The following is a 17,174-nucleotide window of genomic DNA, read 5'->3' on the forward strand; positions in this document are numbered from 1 at the left end:
AAATGCACCTCGTTGTTCATAGTGACATTTTCTCACGATAGTCTACATAGTGACATTATCACAAGTTAAACACATGGAAATATTTTTTATCGTTGACAAATAAAGGGCAAGACAATATAATGGAATAAATAATAATAGCATATTAATTTCCGTATGAAGGATAAGGGAGAGACCGTGTTTCGCGGCACCGAAGGAGCAAAGGTAAAAAACTCTCAGGTAAAAGGACCGTATCCTGATGGAACTCTGGAAAGACTACGCTATGTAGCACCCACGGGGTAACCGAGAAATTCGGTATTCTCTCAGGTATAAAAGACAGAGGCCAATGAAAATTGGTTTCTGTCTTTTTTTATTTGTTTAAAGCATACACTATATTTATCAGGCCCGTGATTAACAGAGGTAATGTGGATAAAATTACATAAGGGATGAAGATTGAGGGAGAGACCGCAGCTAGCGGCACCGAAGGAGCAAAGTTTTGTTCAAACTCTCAGGTAAAAGGACCTTAACCGGACCGCACTCTGGAGAGCACGTTTTCAATGGAAAACGTCACCGATGGGGAGCTCCATGTGGGCGAATCTCTCAGGTAAAAGGACAGAGAACAAGGGCGTATACGCCTTTGTTCTCTGTCCTTTTCTTTTAGTAACTCTTTTCACAAAAACAGGGGGTGGCTTTTATGACAGCAAAACAAACGCCGCTTTATGAGACGCATTTACGTTATGGCGGCCGAATCGTGGAATTTGGCGGGTGGCTTCTTCCAGTGCAATATACCGGAATTAAAGAAGAACATCAAGCAGTGAGAAAAAGGGCCGGGCTATTTGATGTGTCACACATGGGAGAAGTGAGGGTGACAGGAGCCAATTCGCTAAATTTTTTGCAAAACTTAGTGACGAATGATGTATCTAGGTTGGCAAACAATCAGGTGCTGTATACTCCCATGTGCTATCCAAATGGTGGAACGGTCGATGATTTATTGGTTTACAAGAAGCGGGATAAAGACTATCTCTTAGTAATCAATGCTGCCAATATTGAGAAGGATTTTGAATGGATGCAAAGTTGTACTCAGGATTTTGATATCAAGCTCGAAAATATTTCAACTCAAATGGCTCAGTTGGCGTTACAAGGGCCTTTGTCACAGCAAATATTGGGAAAAATAACAAGTGTTCCGCTTTCCAAATTGAAATATTATTGGTTCTGGCCGGATATTGAAGTTGCAGGTAAAAAAGTATTGCTTTCCCGGACAGGGTACACGGGCGAAGATGGCTTTGAAATCTACTGTAGTCCGGAGGATGCAGTACCTATCTGGAACTCCATTCTGGAAGCAGGGACTTCGGAAGGAATTTTGCCTGTCGGCTTAGGTTGTCGTGATACATTGCGCTTTGAAGCATGTTTTCCTTTATACGGTCATGAGCTGTCAAGCGACATTTCTCCAATTGAAGCGGGGATCGGGATGTTCGTCAAATTAGATAAAGGTGATTTTATCGGATGTGAAGTTCTTCGGAAGCAAAAGCTAAATGGTACAGCAAGAAAAATAGTGGGCTTTGAAATGGTAGATCGCGGCGTAGCTAGAGCCGGCTATTCTGTTACACAAGCGGATCGTGAAATCGGAACAGTGACGACAGGTTCCTATGCTCCTTCACTTGACAAGAATCTTGGATTGGCCTTCATCAAGTCTGATCATGCCAAGTTAGGGCAAGCCATTGCTATTCAAATCAGGGATAAAAATGTATCCGCACAGATTATTGCAAAACCATTCTACAAAAGAGAGGGGAAATAACCATGAACATTCCAAAAGAACTGAAATATTCCAAAGATCATGAGTGGGTTGCAGTAGAAGGCAATTTAGCAACCATCGGGGTAACCGATTTTGCTCAGTCACAGTTAGGAGACGTAGTTTTTATTGAACTGCCAGACGAAGACCGAGTCGTAACAGCAGGCGAAGCTTTTTCTGTCATTGAATCAGTCAAGGCCGTTTCCGACGTTTATGCACCTGTTTCAGGGAAAATTGTTAAAGTGAATCAGGCGCTGGAAGATGCACCTGATTGGGTGAATCAAGACCCTTATCATGATGGCTGGATTGCAGTGATTGAATTAACCAATGACAGCGAGATTGACAGTCTGTTAAGTAATGAAGACTACGAACGCGTAGTGGCAGCTGAGGGAGGTCACCAATAATGACTTGGAGCTACCTTCCTCATACAAAAGACGATCGGCGTTCCATGCTTCAGGCAATCGGCGTTTCTTCAGTCAATGATTTATTTGCCGACATTCCAGAAGATTTGCGCCTGAAGGGTTCTCTGAATTTACCCTCGTCCTTGTCTGAACCGGAACTAGTAAACCAGCTTCGGCAGTTAGCGCAGTCCAACACCAATATTCAGGATGCCATCTGTTTTCTCGGGGCAGGTGCCTATGATCATTATATCCCCAGCGTGATTGATCACATTATCGGCCGCAGTGAATTTTATACAGCTTATACGCAATATCAGCCTGAAATATCACAAGGTTACTTACAGGCCCTTTGGGAATATCAGTCGATGATTTGTGAAATTACCGGCATGAAGGTAGCAAATGCGTCCCTCTATGATGGAGGTACGGCAGTTGCAGAAGCTGTTTTGATGGCGTGCGCTGCAGCAAAAAAAACTAAGGTAATCGTAGCACAGTCTGTTCATCCGCATTATCGGGAAATATTACTGACTTATGCTAAAGACCAAAATATTACTATTGAGTTTGCTCCTTATCAAGATGGAATGACAGAACTGAGTGCAATTTCTTCATTGCTTGATGATTATACGGCGGCTGTCGTCGTACAATCCCCTAATTTTTTTGGTTTAATCGAGAATTTACACCCCCTAGGAGAAATAGCCCATGCAAAAGGTGCATATTTGATTGCTGTTGGGGAACCTATTTCATGGGGAATATTGGAAAATCCCGGAGCTTTGGGGGCCGATATCGTGGTTGGTGAAGGACAAAGTTTAGGCATGTCCTTATCATTCGGCGGACCTTATCTCGGTTTTTTTGCAACAACAGAGAAATTAATGCGCAAAATGCCGGGAAGGATTGTCGGGCAGACGACGGACAATCGTGGCAATCGGGGGTTTGTGTTGACGTTACAAGCCCGCGAACAGCATATCAGGCGCAGTAAAGCGACGTCAAATATTTGCTCGAATGAAGCATTGTGTGCTTTAACAGCAGCCGTTTATATGAGTGCGATTGGCAAACAGGGGTTTCGCGAGGTTGCTGTGCAATGTCTGCAAAAAGCCCATTATGCCTATCAGTTGCTACATAACTTATCCGGCTGCGAATCGGTCTTTTCCGGTCCGTTCTTTCAAGAGTTTACTGTAAAATTTCGAAAATCTGTGGCTGAAATCAATGAAAAACTATTGGCAAAAGGAATTTTGGGTGGTTTAGACCTCGGCAAATATTATCCTGAACTTGAAAATTGTATGCTCCTTTGTGTGACTGAGAAACGCACAAAAGCAGAAATCGATTATTTTGTGAAGGAAATGGAGGCGATATTATGAATCCGATGCCGTTAACATTATTTGAAAAGAGTAAGCCGGGACGTTTAGCTGTGGACTTACCTGAATGTGATGTACCTGCCCAAGAACTTAAGGCACTGGTGTCGCCTGACTTGATTAGATCTGAGTGTGCTGCACTGCCGGAATTAAGCCAGCAGGATTTGCTGCGTCATTATACGACACTGTCCAATCGAAATTTCGGTGTTGATTCCGGTTTTTATCCGCTAGGATCGTGTACGATGAAATATAATCCTAAAGTAAATGAGGATATCTGTCATTATCCCGGATTCTCTGAACTTCATCCGTTGCAGCCTGCTCCTCTTACTCAAGGAGCTTTGGCTTTGTTATATAATATGGAGCGTTATCTGGCGGAAATTACCGGAATGGATGCCATTACGCTGCAGCCTGCGGCTGGTGCTCATGGGGAATTGACAGGTCTGAAACTTATCAGGGCTTATCATCGTTTTCGGGGCGAGCAAAGGACAAAGGTGATTATCCCTGATTCGGCCCATGGTACTAATCCGGCCAGTGCCGCTGTTTGTGGTTTAGAGACGATGGAAATTAAATCGAATGAAGATGGTTCTGTCAATCTGGAGGCACTTAAGGCGGCAGTTGGATCTGATACGGCGGCACTGATGCTTACGAATCCCAATACGTTAGGATTGTTTGAAAGTCATATTCAGGAGATTGCAGCTATCGTTCATGATGCTGGCGGCCTTCTTTACTATGATGGTGCGAATATGAATGCCGTTATGGGGCTGATACGACCGGGCGATATGGGATTTGACGTAGTGCATCTCAATCTTCACAAAACCTTTGCGACTCCGCACGGGGGCGGCGGTCCTGGTTCTGGGCCGGTCGGGGTAAAAAACGAATTAATCCCGTTTTTGCCTGCTCCAATTGTAACGTTTGACGGCTCGAAGTACGACTGGGATGAGGAACGGCCGCTATCTATAGGCAGAGTGCATTCTTTTAATGGGAATTTCGGGGTGATTGTGAGAGCTTATGCTTATATTCGTACCATGGGCCCAGACGGATTGCGCCAAGCCAGTGAAGATGCTGTTTTAAATGCCAATTACTGTTTGAGTCAATTGAAAGAATCGTATCATATTCCTTTTGAGCGTTTTTGCATGCACGAATGTATTATCACTGCTAAAAAACAGAAACAATTTGGCATTAAGACGCTTGATATTGCCAAACGGTTGCTTGACTATGGCTATCATCCGCCTACCATTTATTTTCCCTTGATTGTGGAAGAAGCCATGATGATTGAGCCGACAGAAACAGAAAGCAAAGAAACGTTGGATGGTTTTATTCACGCACTGCGCGATATAGCCCAGGAAGCTCAGACGGACGCAGCAAAAATCCAGCATGCGCCGCACAATACGGTAGTCGGCAGGCTGGATGAGGTGCAGGCAGCGCGAAAGCCAGTAGTAAAATGGCAAGCTTAGAGCTTTTAGCTCAGCAAGGCTGGCGAATCAGGAAACAAAATTTTCCTTCTGATATCCTTTTTTCTTATCCCCATGAAACTATGCCTGTCAGTGTAACTGGTAGTATCTGCGAGCTAAATTGCGCTCATTGCGGTGGACACTATTTAAAGTCTATGAAATTTCTCCAGGAGATAAAAGATGGCAAGGAGATCAAGGCCCGCAGTTTGTTAATTAGTGGCGGGTGCACGGCCGAAGGAAAGGTTCCCATCGCTACACACATCGATCGAATCGCTGTTTTGAAACAGGGCCGAAAGTGCAATATGCACGTAGGGTTAGTTGATGATGATGATATTTTCCGCATTGCTAAGGTAGCCGATAGAGTGTCGTTCGATTTTGTTGGGGCTGACGAAACGATTCGAGAAGTTTTTGGCCTCGCTCGTACTGTTGAGGACTATATTTGTTGCTATCAAAAGCTCAGGAAAGTTTGTGCTGTCATCCCGCATCTTTGCATTGGTCTTCACGGCGGTGAGATAAAAGGAGAGTATCGGGCGCTTAATGAGTTAAAAGAGCTAGGAGTCTCAGGTATCACATTTATTGTGTTTACACCGACTAGAAACACGCGCTTCGAAAACTGTCAACCGCCGGCAATTGAAGCCGTAGTGGAACTACTGGTAGAAGCAAGAAAAGATTTTCCCGATAGTCCCCTGTTGCTTGGTTGTATGAGGCCGGGCGGCAGTTATCGTCAGAAGTTGGACTTATGGGCGATTCGTTCGGGTATCAATGGTATCGTAAACCCCGTATCTGAAGCAGTGCGATTAGCAGATCAGCTTTGTTTAACCATTAAAAAGAGCGAGGAGTGTTGTGTGCTGTGATGACATGGAAACTATCAGCTGGTACTGCTTGTGCAATTGGGAAAAAAAGAATCAAAAGCGATGTGTCTTCTACTACGGCCTATATTATGTTAGGAGAAAAATGCCGCAATCACTGCGCTTTTTGTACACAAGCCTCTAACAGTAGTGCAAATGAGAACCTGTTATCAAGGGTAACTTGGCCTGCTTTTGCGGCGGATGATATTGTGCCGGATATTGTCGAGGCTGTGGAGCGTCGTGATTTAAAAAGAATCTGCTTGCAAGTTGTAGATACTAAAGAGAGCTGGGAGAATACGATTGATTCGTTGAAAAAGTTGAATCAAGAGGGGCGCAAGCCTATCTGCGTGTCCAGTCATATTGATAGTCTAGCACAGGCTAAGACTCTCTTAGCGACAGGCGCGGAACGAATTTGCATTGCCCTGGATGCTGCCACTCCTGAACTTTACGGTCAAGTAAAAGGCGGAGATTGGGAAAAACAATGGTTGCTGCTAACAGAGTGTGCGAAGGCTTTACCTGGAAGTGTGACGACTCATTTGATTGTTGGTCTTGGCGAAACAGAAGAAGAGATGGTCGATCAAATAGCCGCCTGTGTGGACCGGAATATTACTGTTGGTTTGTTTGCATTTACCCCTGTGCAGGGAACGATTTTTGCTGAAAAAAATCCTCCCGCGATTGGGCAGTATCGGCGGATACAAATGGCCCGTCATTTGTTGTGCCAAGGAGTGAATCGCCGCGCGATTTATTGTGTCGATGGAATCATCACAGATTTTATCCTTCCTAATTGGCGAACTTTTTTTGCTGATGGGAAAGCCTTTGAAACCACAGGTTGTCTTGATTGTAACCGCCCCTATTATAATGAACGGCCCGGCGGAATTCTCTATAATTATCCGCGGCCTCTTACAAGGCAGGAAAGTCTGCAAGCCTTGAGGGAGAGTCAAATCGGAGGTGGGAGCAATGCTTTGGCGTATCCTTGATACAGGCAGAGCAGGTGCTGCTGCCAACATGGCTATCGATGAAGCCATTCTGCTGGCTCATAGCCGGAGCGACGTTCCGCCTACATTAAGGTTCTACGGCTGGAATCCATCGGCGGTGAGTCTGGGATATTTTCAGCAAGCTCGAGAGGCTATTGATTTGGAGGCGTGTCGCAAGCAGGGGATTGATGTGGTCAGACGATTAACAGGCGGCCGGGCTGTACTGCATGATGCGGAACTGACCTATAGCATTGTGATTCGGGAAGATGTTCCGTGTATTCCATCGACAATTACCGCTTCTTATCGCTATTTCAGCAATGTAGTGCTGGCAGGACTAGATAAGCTGGGTGTTTCTGCGCAGATGAGCATACCGCGCAGTGCCTATGCAAAAACCAATCGCAAAGAACAGGTATCGTCAGCAGCCTGTTTTGATTCCCCATCGGGCTATGAGATTATTTATGAAGGACGAAAATTGGTCGGAAGCGCTCAAGTCCGCAAGCATGGCGTCATTTTGCAGCATGGATCGATTTTACTTGATTTTTCGCCTGAAAAGTTAGCCGCTGTATTGAAATTTTCTTCTTCTCTAAAGCGCAGCAAAATGGTCAGTGTACTCTCCAATCACGTTATTTCGATTAGAGAAATTTTAGAGCGCAAAGTAACAGGAGAAGAAATGCGCGCTGCTATGTTGGCGGCGTTCTGTTCTACCATTGGTGTTGATAATCAAAGAGGAGATTTAACAGCTGAAGAGCGGTTAGTTAGTCAGCAGTTAGTCGAAAAAAAATATGGGAATCCGGCCTGGAATTATAAACGTTAACCAAAAAAGGGGTATAGATATGGATTATGATGTGGCTGTTGTTGGCGGTGGCCCGGGAGGATATGTTGCCGCCATTCGAGCGGCTCAATTAGGGGCCAAGGTCTTGTTAATCGAAAAAGAAGAATTGGGCGGAGTCTGCCTGAACCGTGGCTGTATTCCGACGAAAACACTACTAAAGAGTGCGGAAAAATGGCGTGACTTGCAGTCTTTACAAGAGTTCGGCCTTCAGGCCGATCATATTGGCTTTGACTTTAATCGAGTAGCAGGACGAATGAAGCAGGTTGTAGAGCAAATAAAAAAGGGGATTTTTCAGCTCATTAAAAGTAATAAGATAGATATTAGGAGCGGAACAGCGAAACTGATGGCGTCTAACCAAATAAGCGTCAGTAATAATGACGCTGAGAAACAGTATAGTGCCCGAAAAATTATTTTGGCTACTGGATCAGCACCGATGTCTGTGCCCATACCGGGTGCTGATCTTGACAGGGTGATTGATAGTAATCAATTATTGGCTATGACAGAAGTACCTAAGAGTCTGGTCGTTATCGGAGCCGGAGCTGTTGGAATCGAATTAGCAGCTATTTTTCAATCTTTTGGCTGTGAGGTTACGGTAGTGGAAATGCAGCCAAGAATATTGCCGAATATCGACGAGGAGATTGTTAAACGAATGGCTTTGGTTTATCGTAAGCAGGGCATAAAGTTTTTGACTAACAGTCGTGTTATGAGTCTGCGCGAAGACGGCTGCGAAGTCGTTGTGACTATTACCAAGGGAACCGATTCCCAAGAAATTGCAGCGGAAAAAGTTCTGCTGGCTAGTGGCCGCTCTCCCGTAGTTGAAGGTTTGGGACTCGACGAAGTTGGAATTGAATATAACTATAAAGGGATTAAGGTAAATAATAAAATGGAAACCTCGGTAGCAGGTATTTATGCCATTGGAGATGTGACAGGGCAAGTTATGTGGGCTCATGCCGCTTCGGCTGCGGGGGGCGTTGCAGCCGAGAATGCCGTTGGCGGTAACGTAACGATTGATTATAAAGCGATGCCGGGGTGTATCTATACAACACCTGAATGTGCTGTGGTTGGATTGACTGAGCGGGAAGCGCTAGAAGCAGGAAAAGAAATTCAGATTGATAAATTTAATTTTGCAGCCAATGGAAAAGCTGTTTCTCTGGGGGAAACAGACGGGTTGGTTAAAATCATTGCAGATAAGATAACCGGCCATGTTTTAGGGATGCATATTTTTGGGCCCCATGCCAGTGATTTGATTATGGAAGGGGCTCTGGCCATTCAAAACAAATTGTCGGTAAAAGAGATTGGCCATACCATTCATCCGCACCCCAGTCTGTCGGAAGCAGTAATGGAATGTGCCCTTGGGATATATGGCGAAAGTGTCCACCAAGTCAAAAGAAGATGCTCCCACGAATCATAGTGGGTCCAAGCGGCGAAAGATCGATAGAATTTAGCCTGTTGGCTTTGAGTTTTGCGATAAGCTCAAGAAGTGAATTTATTGACGTTCTTTTAAATTCTGCTATTCTATAAGAAATTGTATTTCGTTTGGGTGTCGATGGTGACTGCCGGTGTTAAATTGGCAGTCTTTTTTTGTATATCTGGAGCAGTTTGCGCGAGGTGCCTAACTAATACAAGGGGGAATGTCCGATGGTTAGTTATCAGGAAATTCTAAAGCTCCGTTCTTTGGCGAAAAGCAAGCCTGTTGCAGGAAAAACAGGTTTAGACCGGATGGTTCAAAATTTAGCTGGACTGATTATTAATTTGGGTCCCTATATTGAAACAATACCAGAAGAAGTAATTGAGTTGGCTGATTTAGCTTGTTTTCCGGTTTTTGAATTACCCTGGAAAGTCAAGTTAGTTGAGGTTACGCAGGAAATATGCAGTTGTATTGTGATGAAACATTTAGAAGAACGTTCTATTAGTGATTTTATGGAACAATTGCTCTTAAAGCCGGTTGAGGATGCAGAAAGTTTAATTCAGCGGGCACTGGCCTTTAATTATGATTTATCCTCAATGCAGCAGGTAGCGATCGTGAGTCTGCGCGGATTGCCTGAATATAGGCAAAAGCAGGGGATAACAGAGGAACAAGGCATGATTGTTTTAAAAATGCAGCTAAAACAGCAGGTTCGAATGGTTTTGGTGCGGCGCGGAAAAAACTGTTTGTCTATGGCCTGGATGGATACTCTTGTTCTATTAATGCCGTCTGGGAAAAAGACGGTAGAAGCAAGGCAAAATGTGGTTATTCTGGCTGCTGTAGTAGAAGCATTGAATACCAAATTTCCAGACTTATCTGTCGCTGCCGGTTTAGGCAAGCGGGTTGAAGAGTTGTGCGATGTGCGGCAAAGTTACCTGCAGGCTCATAAAGCATTGCGTCTGGCCAACTTTAAGCGCAACTCCCGACCCGTTTATGTCTATGAGCAATTAGGAATTTACAAACTACTGTTTGATATTCCACTTGAAAAATTGCGCAGCTATTATGAGGAAATCATTGAGCCGCTTCATGAATATGACACGCGATACAAAATGGATTTAGTCTCTAGCTTATTTGTTTACTTTGAAGAAAACGGCAATGTAGTCTAAACAGCTAAGCGATTGTTTGTGCATCGCAATACCTTAGATTATCGTTAAAAAAAATAGAAGATGTGACTGGTAAAAATTTAAATGATCCTTAGTTCTTGGTAAACAAATTTCTTTTGTTATTGCTGATAATCGCTCTGAACCATCAGAATCAGCCAATGCTATGACTAAATTAATTAACCAGGATAAAGTAATCTTAGTTCTTGGTACGGGTGGAAGCACCAACTCCATTGCTGCGGCACCGATTGCGGCTCAAAATAAAATTCCTTTTATTACTCCCTTTGCCACCAATCCTAAAGTAACGGCTGATGGGGAAAAGGTGAATGACTTTGCTTTTCGAGTTTGTTTCATTGATCCCTTTCAGGGAAATGTGATGGCTGATTTTGCTTCTAAAACATTAAAGGCCAAAACTGCTGCCATCTATATTGATAATAGTGCAGATTATTCTAAAGGGTTGGCACAATATTTTGAAGAACACTTTGTAAAAAATGGTGGAAATATTGTAGCAAAAGAAGCCTATTTGCAAAAGGATCAAGACTACAAAGCCATATTAACTAAAATAAAAATTACTAACCCCGACGTTTTGTTTGTTCCCGGTTATTATGAAGATGTAGCTAAAATTGTAAAGCAGGCGCGTGAATTGGGCATTACCGTCCCAATTATTGGTGGCGATGCTTGGGATTCACCGAAGTTGGTAGAAATGGCTGGCGCTGCAGCCTTGAATAATACATTTTTCTCTAATCACTATGCCCCTGATAACCATACACCACAAATTGATAAATTTGTTGAGGCCTATCAAAAAGAATATAATCAAGTGCCTGATGCTCCGGCTGTCCTTGGTTATGATGCGGCTTGCATGGCCATTGATGCGATTAAACGGGCCAATAGCTTTGACCCTGTAAAAATCAAAGATGCTTTGGCTCAAACAAAAGACTTGCAGCTTGTAACGGGTTCGATTACACTTGATAAATATCATAACCCTGTTAAGAGTGCCATTGTTATGGAGCTCAAAGACGGCAAGCAGGTATATAAAACCACGATTAATCCTTGATTAGAGAATAAAAAATAGTAGGATAGACAAGAAAGGGTGGGTAGGATGAATGACTTTTCATTTCGATTTCCTACGGAAGTGTTATTTGGCAATGATATAATTCGGCAAATAGGAGAAGAGTGCCAAAAAAGAAAAGCCCGTAAGGCTTTTCTTGTATCAGGTAAGACTGCGACGAAAAAATCCCCCTTTTTACCAATAATTCTTGATTCGCTGGAACAGGCCGGCATAGAAGTTCAGCTTTATTCTGAAATCGAGGCTGATCCTAGTATCGAGACAGTAGATCGTGGCGTTATAGAAGTCCAAAAGTTTGGCGCTGATCTGATTCTGGCTTTTGGTGGTGGCAGTCCGATGGACGCAGCGAAATCCATTGCGATGGTAGCGAACAATGGGGGATTTATTGAAGATTATATGCGTAAAAGACGTTCAATTCGGCAACCAAGCATTACGCTGATCTGCATCCCGACAACGGCAGGAACAGGCAGTGAGGTGACAGCTGGTGCTGTCACCTCTGATAAGAAAAGCAAAGAAAAAATTGGCGTAGCCCATGCCTTGATGATGCCGAGTCTAGCGATCGTCGATCCTAAATTGCATGTTTCAATGCCACGGGAAGTTACTGCTGCTACTGGTATTGATGCTTTGACTCATGCCATTGAAGCTTATATTGCTAATAGCGCTGAGCCGCTTAGTGACGCTCTGGCCTTGCATGCTATCAAATTGATTGGGAAATACTTGCGTCCTGCTTATGCTAATGGGAATCAGCTTGAAGCACGCAGTCAGATGGCTTTAGCCAGTTTGATGGCTGGGGCAGTTTTTACCAATGTTGGCCTGGGTGCAGTCCATGGTTTAGCCCATTCTTTAGGAGCAAAGTTTGGCATTGTTCATGGAGTGGCCAATGGGATTATGTTACCTTATGTGATGGAGGCTTGTTTAGTTGCAAATTATGAAAAATTTAGCAATATTGCTGAGGCCCTTGGAGAAAATGTAGCAGCTATTCCTTTGCGTAAAGCGGCCCGAAAAGCAGTAGTGGCAGTTGTGAAATTAAAACAAGATATTGATATTCCTCATGATCTGCGTGAAATTGGACTGGACGAGCAGGTTATTTCAATGATTGTACCCGATGCACTGGCGTATCGATTGTTGCCCAATAGCCCGCGAAAATTAACAAAGGCCGATTTGGAACGCATTGTGAGACAAGCCCTGTAGGATGCTGGGGATATAAGTCTATAATATTTATGAAACCACGGATTTCGTGGTTTTTTTACGTTATAAACCATATGTAAAATAAACTTGACATATAGTTTATTTTGATGTACATTTATAGCGTGAAAACTTATTCGATGGGAGCAAGGTATGACTAAATCAGTAGCACAACTAGAAATTATTAATCGCTTACACGTTTTTCGAGCCGAACACAGAATAACACAAGAACAGCTTGCCAAAGAAATTGGCGTAACACGTGCTACCATTGTTGCGATTGAGAAGGGGGGATATAATCCGTCTTTAGAGCTGGCCTTTCGTATTGCAAGGTATTTTAAAACAGATATCCAGGCTATTTTTTCAGTGGAGGAGGAAAACAATGAAAAAATATGATTCGATTTTATTAAAAGTATTTTTATATGAACTGCCAATACTTATGGTTTATTTTATTTCCCTTTTTGCGTTTGGTTTAGAAACGGCTGCACAGAGTAACGGCTATGCAAAGGTATGGTATGATTTCGGAGGATGTTACATATTTGGGTCATGGATGATTGTTTCTACTTATTTAAGTTTTCGGCTAATGGTATCCGAAGTATTTAGGGAAAAGGTATTAACGAAAATGACTTTTCTCAAAGAACGAGACGAACGCGAAGTGATATTGACGGGGCAGGCGGCTAAAAACACTATGTTGACTACGATTGCCATTTTGATCTTTTTATTCTGTCTTTCGTGTTTTCAGGTTTCTGTTTATCATGTACCGCCAGAACAAGCTGTAGATGGAAAAAATAGAGTACTGACGTTGGGGTTAACTTTTAATTTATTAGAAGAAAGCTCACAGCATAAAAATTCTCAAGAAGAGGTGGAGAAAGAAGACATAGTATCTTATACGGGCCTACATATTTCTAGCTCTACAGTAATCTTAGGATTAATCGGTTGGCAAATTATATCGTATAATTACTCGATGCACCACGCAATAAAATGAGTAGGCAAAATATAAAAAAACGGGAATTTGTCGACTAATGGACAAGTTCCTGTTTTTAGCAAAACTACTAAAGTTTTTTAAATAGGAAACATAACTCTGGCTACATAGATAGATAATGTAAGTGTCACAGCACTAAAGAGGGTAGATACCATGACAGCCTGAGATGCAAAATCCTGACAACTATCACATTCAACTGCAATTAATGCAGTATTTACAGCAGTTGGTACAGAATAGGCTATAAACACTGTTTGAGCGACAATACCTGTGAAACCCAAAATATGTATATAAAGTGTCGCAAGTATCGGACCGATAATTAGTCTTGTAAACGCTGAAATATGAACATCCGTATTTTTTAAATCAAATTTAGTTTTGGAAAGTTGAACTCCTAATGTTATTAAGACAATAGGCACGAGTGCGTTTTTTAGATATTCTAAAGCAGGCCATATGATCGTTTCTGTAAAATCGAAGTCAATACTTTTCAAAATAAATGCCGCAGGAATGGCATAAATGGAAGGCATCGAAAGTACTTTTATAATTGAATCTTTGGCTTTTAAGTTGGCTTTTCCGGCATTATAGAATCCCAGCGTATTTGTTGTTATATTTTGAAATACAAGTATGATGATTTGTGCGGTAATCGCTTCAGTTAAATAAGGTGTTTTACCATCAACTACAAAAGGCGCACTAGAAAAAACCAGCACTGCAAGAGATAGTCCGATATTGCCGGAATTATTAAACATGATCGAATTTTTAAAAGCATTTGTCAGTCCTACATCATAGTTCCGAATTTTAGCGATAATTCTTCCAATTATATCATTGCTAACAAGAATAAATATTGCACAAAAAAGAACCTTAATCATATCAAGACTAATTGCCGTTGTATATAAATTAACAAAGATAAAGGCTGGTACGAGTAGGTAAAAATTTAATTTACTAAGGCTGAATATATCTAAATCAAATTTTTTGCTTAAGATAAAACCTAAGACAATTAGTGTAAATATGGGGATAATATTATGACCTAGTATATGAAAGAAAATAGCCAAAATTGATCTTTCCTCTCCGTAATGAATTTTACATTCTTATAGTATCATACTAGTCAACACGGTACGTTTCATTATAGCCAACCATCTTAAATCCTGATCGGTAATACTAACGACAACAAACAGCTCCTACCCATATAATGGATAGGAGCTGTTTGTCTTCAATTCCGTCAGATAAGCCCTGCCTTTTTAGCTGCATGAATAATGATGCCACTAGCCTTGGCGAGATCTCTCGAAGAATGGGCTGCTGTTACGGTAAGTCGTAGACGACTGCTTCCTGCCGGAACTGTCGGTGGACGAATCGCCGACACAATGAGTCCGGCATCATAAAGAGTCCTGGAAAACGCTAACGTCTGCGCCGCATCGCCGATCAGCAGGGGAATAATCGGTGTCTCACTCGCTAACACAGGTAGTCCTGCCGCTAGCAACTCTTTTTTTAACATAGTTGCCTTGGTATTAAGTATTTCAACTCGTTTAGGTTCAGCTATTAATACCTGTAATGCCGCTCTTGCCGCCGCAATTGTTGCAGCGGATAAAGCAGTAGAAAAAATAAAGCTTCTAGCCCGATTCATCAGATAGTGAATAAGCAAGTGACTGCCAGCGACAAAACCGCCCTCAGCTGCCAACGATTTGCTTAAGGTACCGATTTCAATCTGTACCTTGTCGCTGACGCCATAATAGGCCGCTGTTCCGCGGCCACCTGGGCCAATGACTCCAGTGGCATGAGCATCGTCAACCATGATGAGACTGTCGTATTTCTCCCCTAGCATGACGATTTCGTCCAATCGAGCAATATCGCCGTCCATGCTAAATACACCGTCTGTCACAATCAAACGCTGCCCATTGCACGGTGTATTTTTGAGCAGCTTATCAAGATGTGCCATATCACTATGGTGAAAAACAATGGTTCGCGCTTTGGACAAACGGCACCCGTCAATAATGCTGGCGTGATTAAGTTCATCGCTGAAAATTACATCATTTGCATTTGCCAAAGCGCTAATTGTACCGACATTGGCCATATAGCCTGTATTAAATACTAGCGCCGCCTCGGTTTGCTTTAATTGGGCAAGTTCTGTTTCTAGTGCCTCATAGCCAGAATGATTGCCACTTGTCAACCTGGCACCACCGGATCCCGTGCCATACTGTTCTGCGGCAGAGGCAGCAGCCGCCTTGACGAAAGGATGATGAGTCAAGCCAAGATAGTTATTTGATGCCATTAACAGATATTCCTGGCCGTCTATAAGAACGTGAGATGGATTTACTGGCTCCATCGTTTGAAGTTGTCGCAGCAAATTTTTCTGTTCCATAACGCCTAATTCCTGTTCCATTTGCTTCAGCTTTTGCATGGTTCCTCTTTTTCCGCAAAATTTTGCGGTACTACCAGTACAGGAGTATTTTCCAAATAATTGATGAGCTTTTCTAAATCTATGTCCGGTTCAACAAAAAAGGCCCGACCACCAACGGGACTGTCCGGTTGTTTCAAATGAGGAAAACGAAAATATCCTAAATGATTGGCTACATAGCCTGTCGTATAATTGAGGTCGTCAGACCAACATAACTCAGCAATTACGCCAGGCGCCGACTGGACCTTTGAAGCCAAAACCACTGCTTCACGCACATGCACGTCCGTCAATCCCAACTGGATAAGCAGAGACTCATAATGTTTACTATCGGCAATATCCATGCTGCTGACACGAACACCCCGCTGAGTAAAAGGGTCCAGGCGTTGCCCATCTGCTGCCGAGATTAGCATAGCACCGCGCATACTGTCAGTCAGATTTGTCAATTGGTCTAGTCCCGACTGAGCCGCTTTTTCTGTTACTCCAGCTGCAATCAAGGTTTCTTTCGCCAATTTACGGCCCTGAGGCACATCTTGCGTTACAACGGTGTCAATGGGCAGTTGATTTACATATACAAAATTTTGTTCTGAGACTTCTTCAATTTTTAAATTAATAAAATCAGCGCAACCTCGGCTATGATGAAATGCTCGTTCAATCATGGAGAGGGCTACTTGTTCGATTGACTCTGTTGGCACCATCCGTTCGGCACCGGAAATATGCCGGCCGCCTTGCTCGTGAGCTCCTCCTTGGGCCGAACGCATTTTAACGCTGTACAACATGTTCTCTCATCCTTTCTGTTTCCCGGCGAATCCGCCTTATCATCAAAGTTAGTGGCCAAGCTGTAAAAGCTGTGTAAATCATTCCTGGAATTGCGGCAGCTATTACGGCCCACGCCGCTTGCCCCATAATTCCCATTAAGCTCAATCTAGCCAGAAATGAAGCAATCGGACCGGCGATAACGACAACTGGCCAAGCAGTCCCACAGACAACTAAAACCAAGCCAATCGTTACACGAAATAGTAGGGCGATTGCTGTATTTAAGAGCGTTTGCGTTCCTAACAGCAATGTTACAATACTGGCCAAAATTCCGGCCACAAAATAGCGGCGAAAACCATAAACAGCACAAATCGCTACAGCCAACGGCGCAGACAGTTGGAATTCTGTACCGGGAATAATCCCTGGCATTTTTAAGGAACCGGAAATTGCGATAAGTGCCGCTAGCAATCCAGTTACTGTCATATTCCGTGGTGTCATAACAAACCCCTTTCCATATTATCCGATTAATTGTAAACCGAATTTTAATTTCTGGTTTACTTAATAAAAGCAGATATCTCTAATTAGATTAAACTGGGTATTCAAGAGTCTGCTTGCATAATTTTATTAAA

The 17,174-nt window shown here is 43.0% G+C and carries 16 protein-coding genes, 2 pseudogenes and 2 riboswitches; of the genes and pseudogenes, 14 read left to right on the forward strand and 4 right to left on the reverse strand.

Annotation, left to right across the window (positions count from 1 at the left end):
• The first annotated feature begins 153 nt into the window (after positions 1-153).
• Positions 154-238, forward strand: a riboswitch (glycine riboswitch).
• 184 nt (positions 239-422) lie between these two features.
• A riboswitch (glycine riboswitch) is annotated at positions 423-510 on the forward strand.
• 160 nt (positions 511-670) lie between these two features.
• The 14 genes and pseudogenes from gcvT (at position 671) to Ga0466249_RS20335 (ending at position 13,412) form a co-directional block, all read left to right on the forward strand.
• The gene (gcvT, locus tag Ga0466249_RS20275) at positions 671-1,771 is read left to right on the forward strand and encodes a glycine cleavage system aminomethyltransferase GcvT (RefSeq protein ID WP_215831314.1); all 1,101 of its coding nucleotides are present in this window, start codon (positions 671-673) and stop codon (positions 1,769-1,771) included.
• A gap of 2 nt (positions 1,772-1,773) precedes the next feature.
• On the forward strand, positions 1,774-2,169 hold the full coding sequence (gene gcvH / locus Ga0466249_RS20280) for a glycine cleavage system protein GcvH (protein ID WP_215831315.1): 396 nt from the start codon (positions 1,774-1,776) through the stop codon (positions 2,167-2,169).
• A complete protein-coding gene (gcvPA, locus tag Ga0466249_RS20285; protein ID WP_215831316.1) occupies positions 2,169-3,515 on the forward strand; it encodes an aminomethyl-transferring glycine dehydrogenase subunit GcvPA in 1,347 nt (448 codons plus the stop codon). Before gcvH ends, gcvPA begins: the two co-directional genes overlap by 1 nt.
• A complete protein-coding gene (gene gcvPB, locus Ga0466249_RS20290) occupies positions 3,512-4,963 on the forward strand; it encodes an aminomethyl-transferring glycine dehydrogenase subunit GcvPB (protein WP_215831317.1) in 1,452 nt (483 codons plus the stop codon). Before gcvPA ends, gcvPB begins: the two co-directional genes overlap by 4 nt.
• The gene (lipS1, locus tag Ga0466249_RS20295; protein WP_215831318.1) at positions 4,951-5,814 is read left to right on the forward strand and encodes a LipS1 family lipoyl synthase; all 864 of its coding nucleotides are present in this window, start codon (positions 4,951-4,953) and stop codon (positions 5,812-5,814) included. The genes gcvPB and lipS1 overlap by 13 nt, the downstream gene beginning before the upstream one ends.
• The gene (lipS2, locus tag Ga0466249_RS20300) at positions 5,814-6,785 is read left to right on the forward strand and encodes a LipS2 family lipoyl synthase (protein WP_246588926.1); all 972 of its coding nucleotides are present in this window, start codon (positions 5,814-5,816) and stop codon (positions 6,783-6,785) included. The genes lipS1 and lipS2 overlap by 1 nt, the downstream gene beginning before the upstream one ends.
• Positions 6,766-7,596 carry an octanoyltransferase LipM gene (gene lipM, locus Ga0466249_RS20305; protein WP_215831320.1) on the forward strand — a complete coding sequence of 277 codons (831 nt, stop codon included), beginning with the start codon at positions 6,766-6,768 and terminating at the stop codon, positions 7,594-7,596. Before lipS2 ends, lipM begins: the two co-directional genes overlap by 20 nt.
• A gap of 19 nt (positions 7,597-7,615) precedes the next feature.
• The gene (gene lpdA / locus Ga0466249_RS20310; protein WP_215831321.1) at positions 7,616-9,025 is read left to right on the forward strand and encodes a dihydrolipoyl dehydrogenase; all 1,410 of its coding nucleotides are present in this window, start codon (positions 7,616-7,618) and stop codon (positions 9,023-9,025) included.
• A 227-nt stretch (positions 9,026-9,252) separates the two neighbouring features.
• A complete protein-coding gene (locus Ga0466249_RS20315) occupies positions 9,253-10,185 on the forward strand; it encodes a helix-turn-helix domain-containing protein (protein WP_215831322.1) in 933 nt (310 codons plus the stop codon).
• Positions 10,186-10,233, forward strand: a pseudogene (locus tag Ga0466249_RS27865) (helix-turn-helix domain-containing protein); the annotation flags it as partial.
• A gap of 43 nt (positions 10,234-10,276) precedes the next feature.
• Positions 10,277-11,233, forward strand: a pseudogene (locus Ga0466249_RS20320) (ABC transporter substrate-binding protein); the annotation flags it as partial.
• Between the two features lie 45 nt (positions 11,234-11,278).
• A complete protein-coding gene (locus tag Ga0466249_RS20325) occupies positions 11,279-12,436 on the forward strand; it encodes an iron-containing alcohol dehydrogenase family protein (RefSeq protein ID WP_215831323.1) in 1,158 nt (385 codons plus the stop codon).
• A 147-nt stretch (positions 12,437-12,583) separates the two neighbouring features.
• Entirely contained in the window at positions 12,584-12,823 is a 240-nt protein-coding gene (locus tag Ga0466249_RS20330; RefSeq protein WP_215831324.1) for a helix-turn-helix transcriptional regulator, read from the forward strand.
• Positions 12,810-13,412 (forward strand): hypothetical protein, encoded by a 603-nt coding sequence (locus Ga0466249_RS20335; RefSeq protein WP_215831325.1) that lies wholly within the window; start codon positions 12,810-12,812, stop codon positions 13,410-13,412. Before Ga0466249_RS20330 ends, Ga0466249_RS20335 begins: the two co-directional genes overlap by 14 nt.
• 77 nt (positions 13,413-13,489) lie before the next feature.
• Here Ga0466249_RS20335 and Ga0466249_RS20340 read toward each other — a convergent pair whose 3' ends face one another.
• The 4 genes from Ga0466249_RS20340 to Ga0466249_RS20355 all read right to left on the reverse strand — a co-directional run bounded on the left by Ga0466249_RS20340 (position 13,490) and on the right by Ga0466249_RS20355 (position 17,043).
• Positions 13,490-14,452 (reverse strand): AEC family transporter, encoded by a 963-nt coding sequence (locus Ga0466249_RS20340; RefSeq protein WP_215831326.1) that lies wholly within the window; start codon positions 14,450-14,452, stop codon positions 13,490-13,492.
• Between the two features lie 167 nt (positions 14,453-14,619).
• Positions 14,620-15,795, reverse strand: coding sequence for an 8-amino-7-oxononanoate synthase (bioF, locus tag Ga0466249_RS20345; RefSeq protein ID WP_215831327.1), 1,176 nt, complete (start codon positions 15,793-15,795; stop codon positions 14,620-14,622).
• Positions 15,783-16,568 carry a 6-carboxyhexanoate--CoA ligase gene (locus Ga0466249_RS20350; RefSeq protein ID WP_215831328.1) on the reverse strand — a complete coding sequence of 262 codons (786 nt, stop codon included), beginning with the start codon at positions 16,566-16,568 and terminating at the stop codon, positions 15,783-15,785. The genes bioF and Ga0466249_RS20350 overlap by 13 nt, the downstream gene beginning before the upstream one ends.
• Positions 16,552-17,043: a hypothetical protein gene (locus Ga0466249_RS20355; protein WP_215831329.1), complete on the reverse strand. Its 492-nt coding sequence runs from the start codon at positions 17,041-17,043 to the stop codon at positions 16,552-16,554. Before Ga0466249_RS20355 ends, Ga0466249_RS20350 begins: the two co-directional genes overlap by 17 nt.
• Positions 17,044-17,174 lie beyond the last annotated feature (131 nt).

The organism is Pelorhabdus rhamnosifermentans, assembly GCF_018835585.1.
GTDB lineage: Bacteria > Bacillota > Negativicutes > UMGS1260 > UMGS1260 > Pelorhabdus > Pelorhabdus rhamnosifermentans.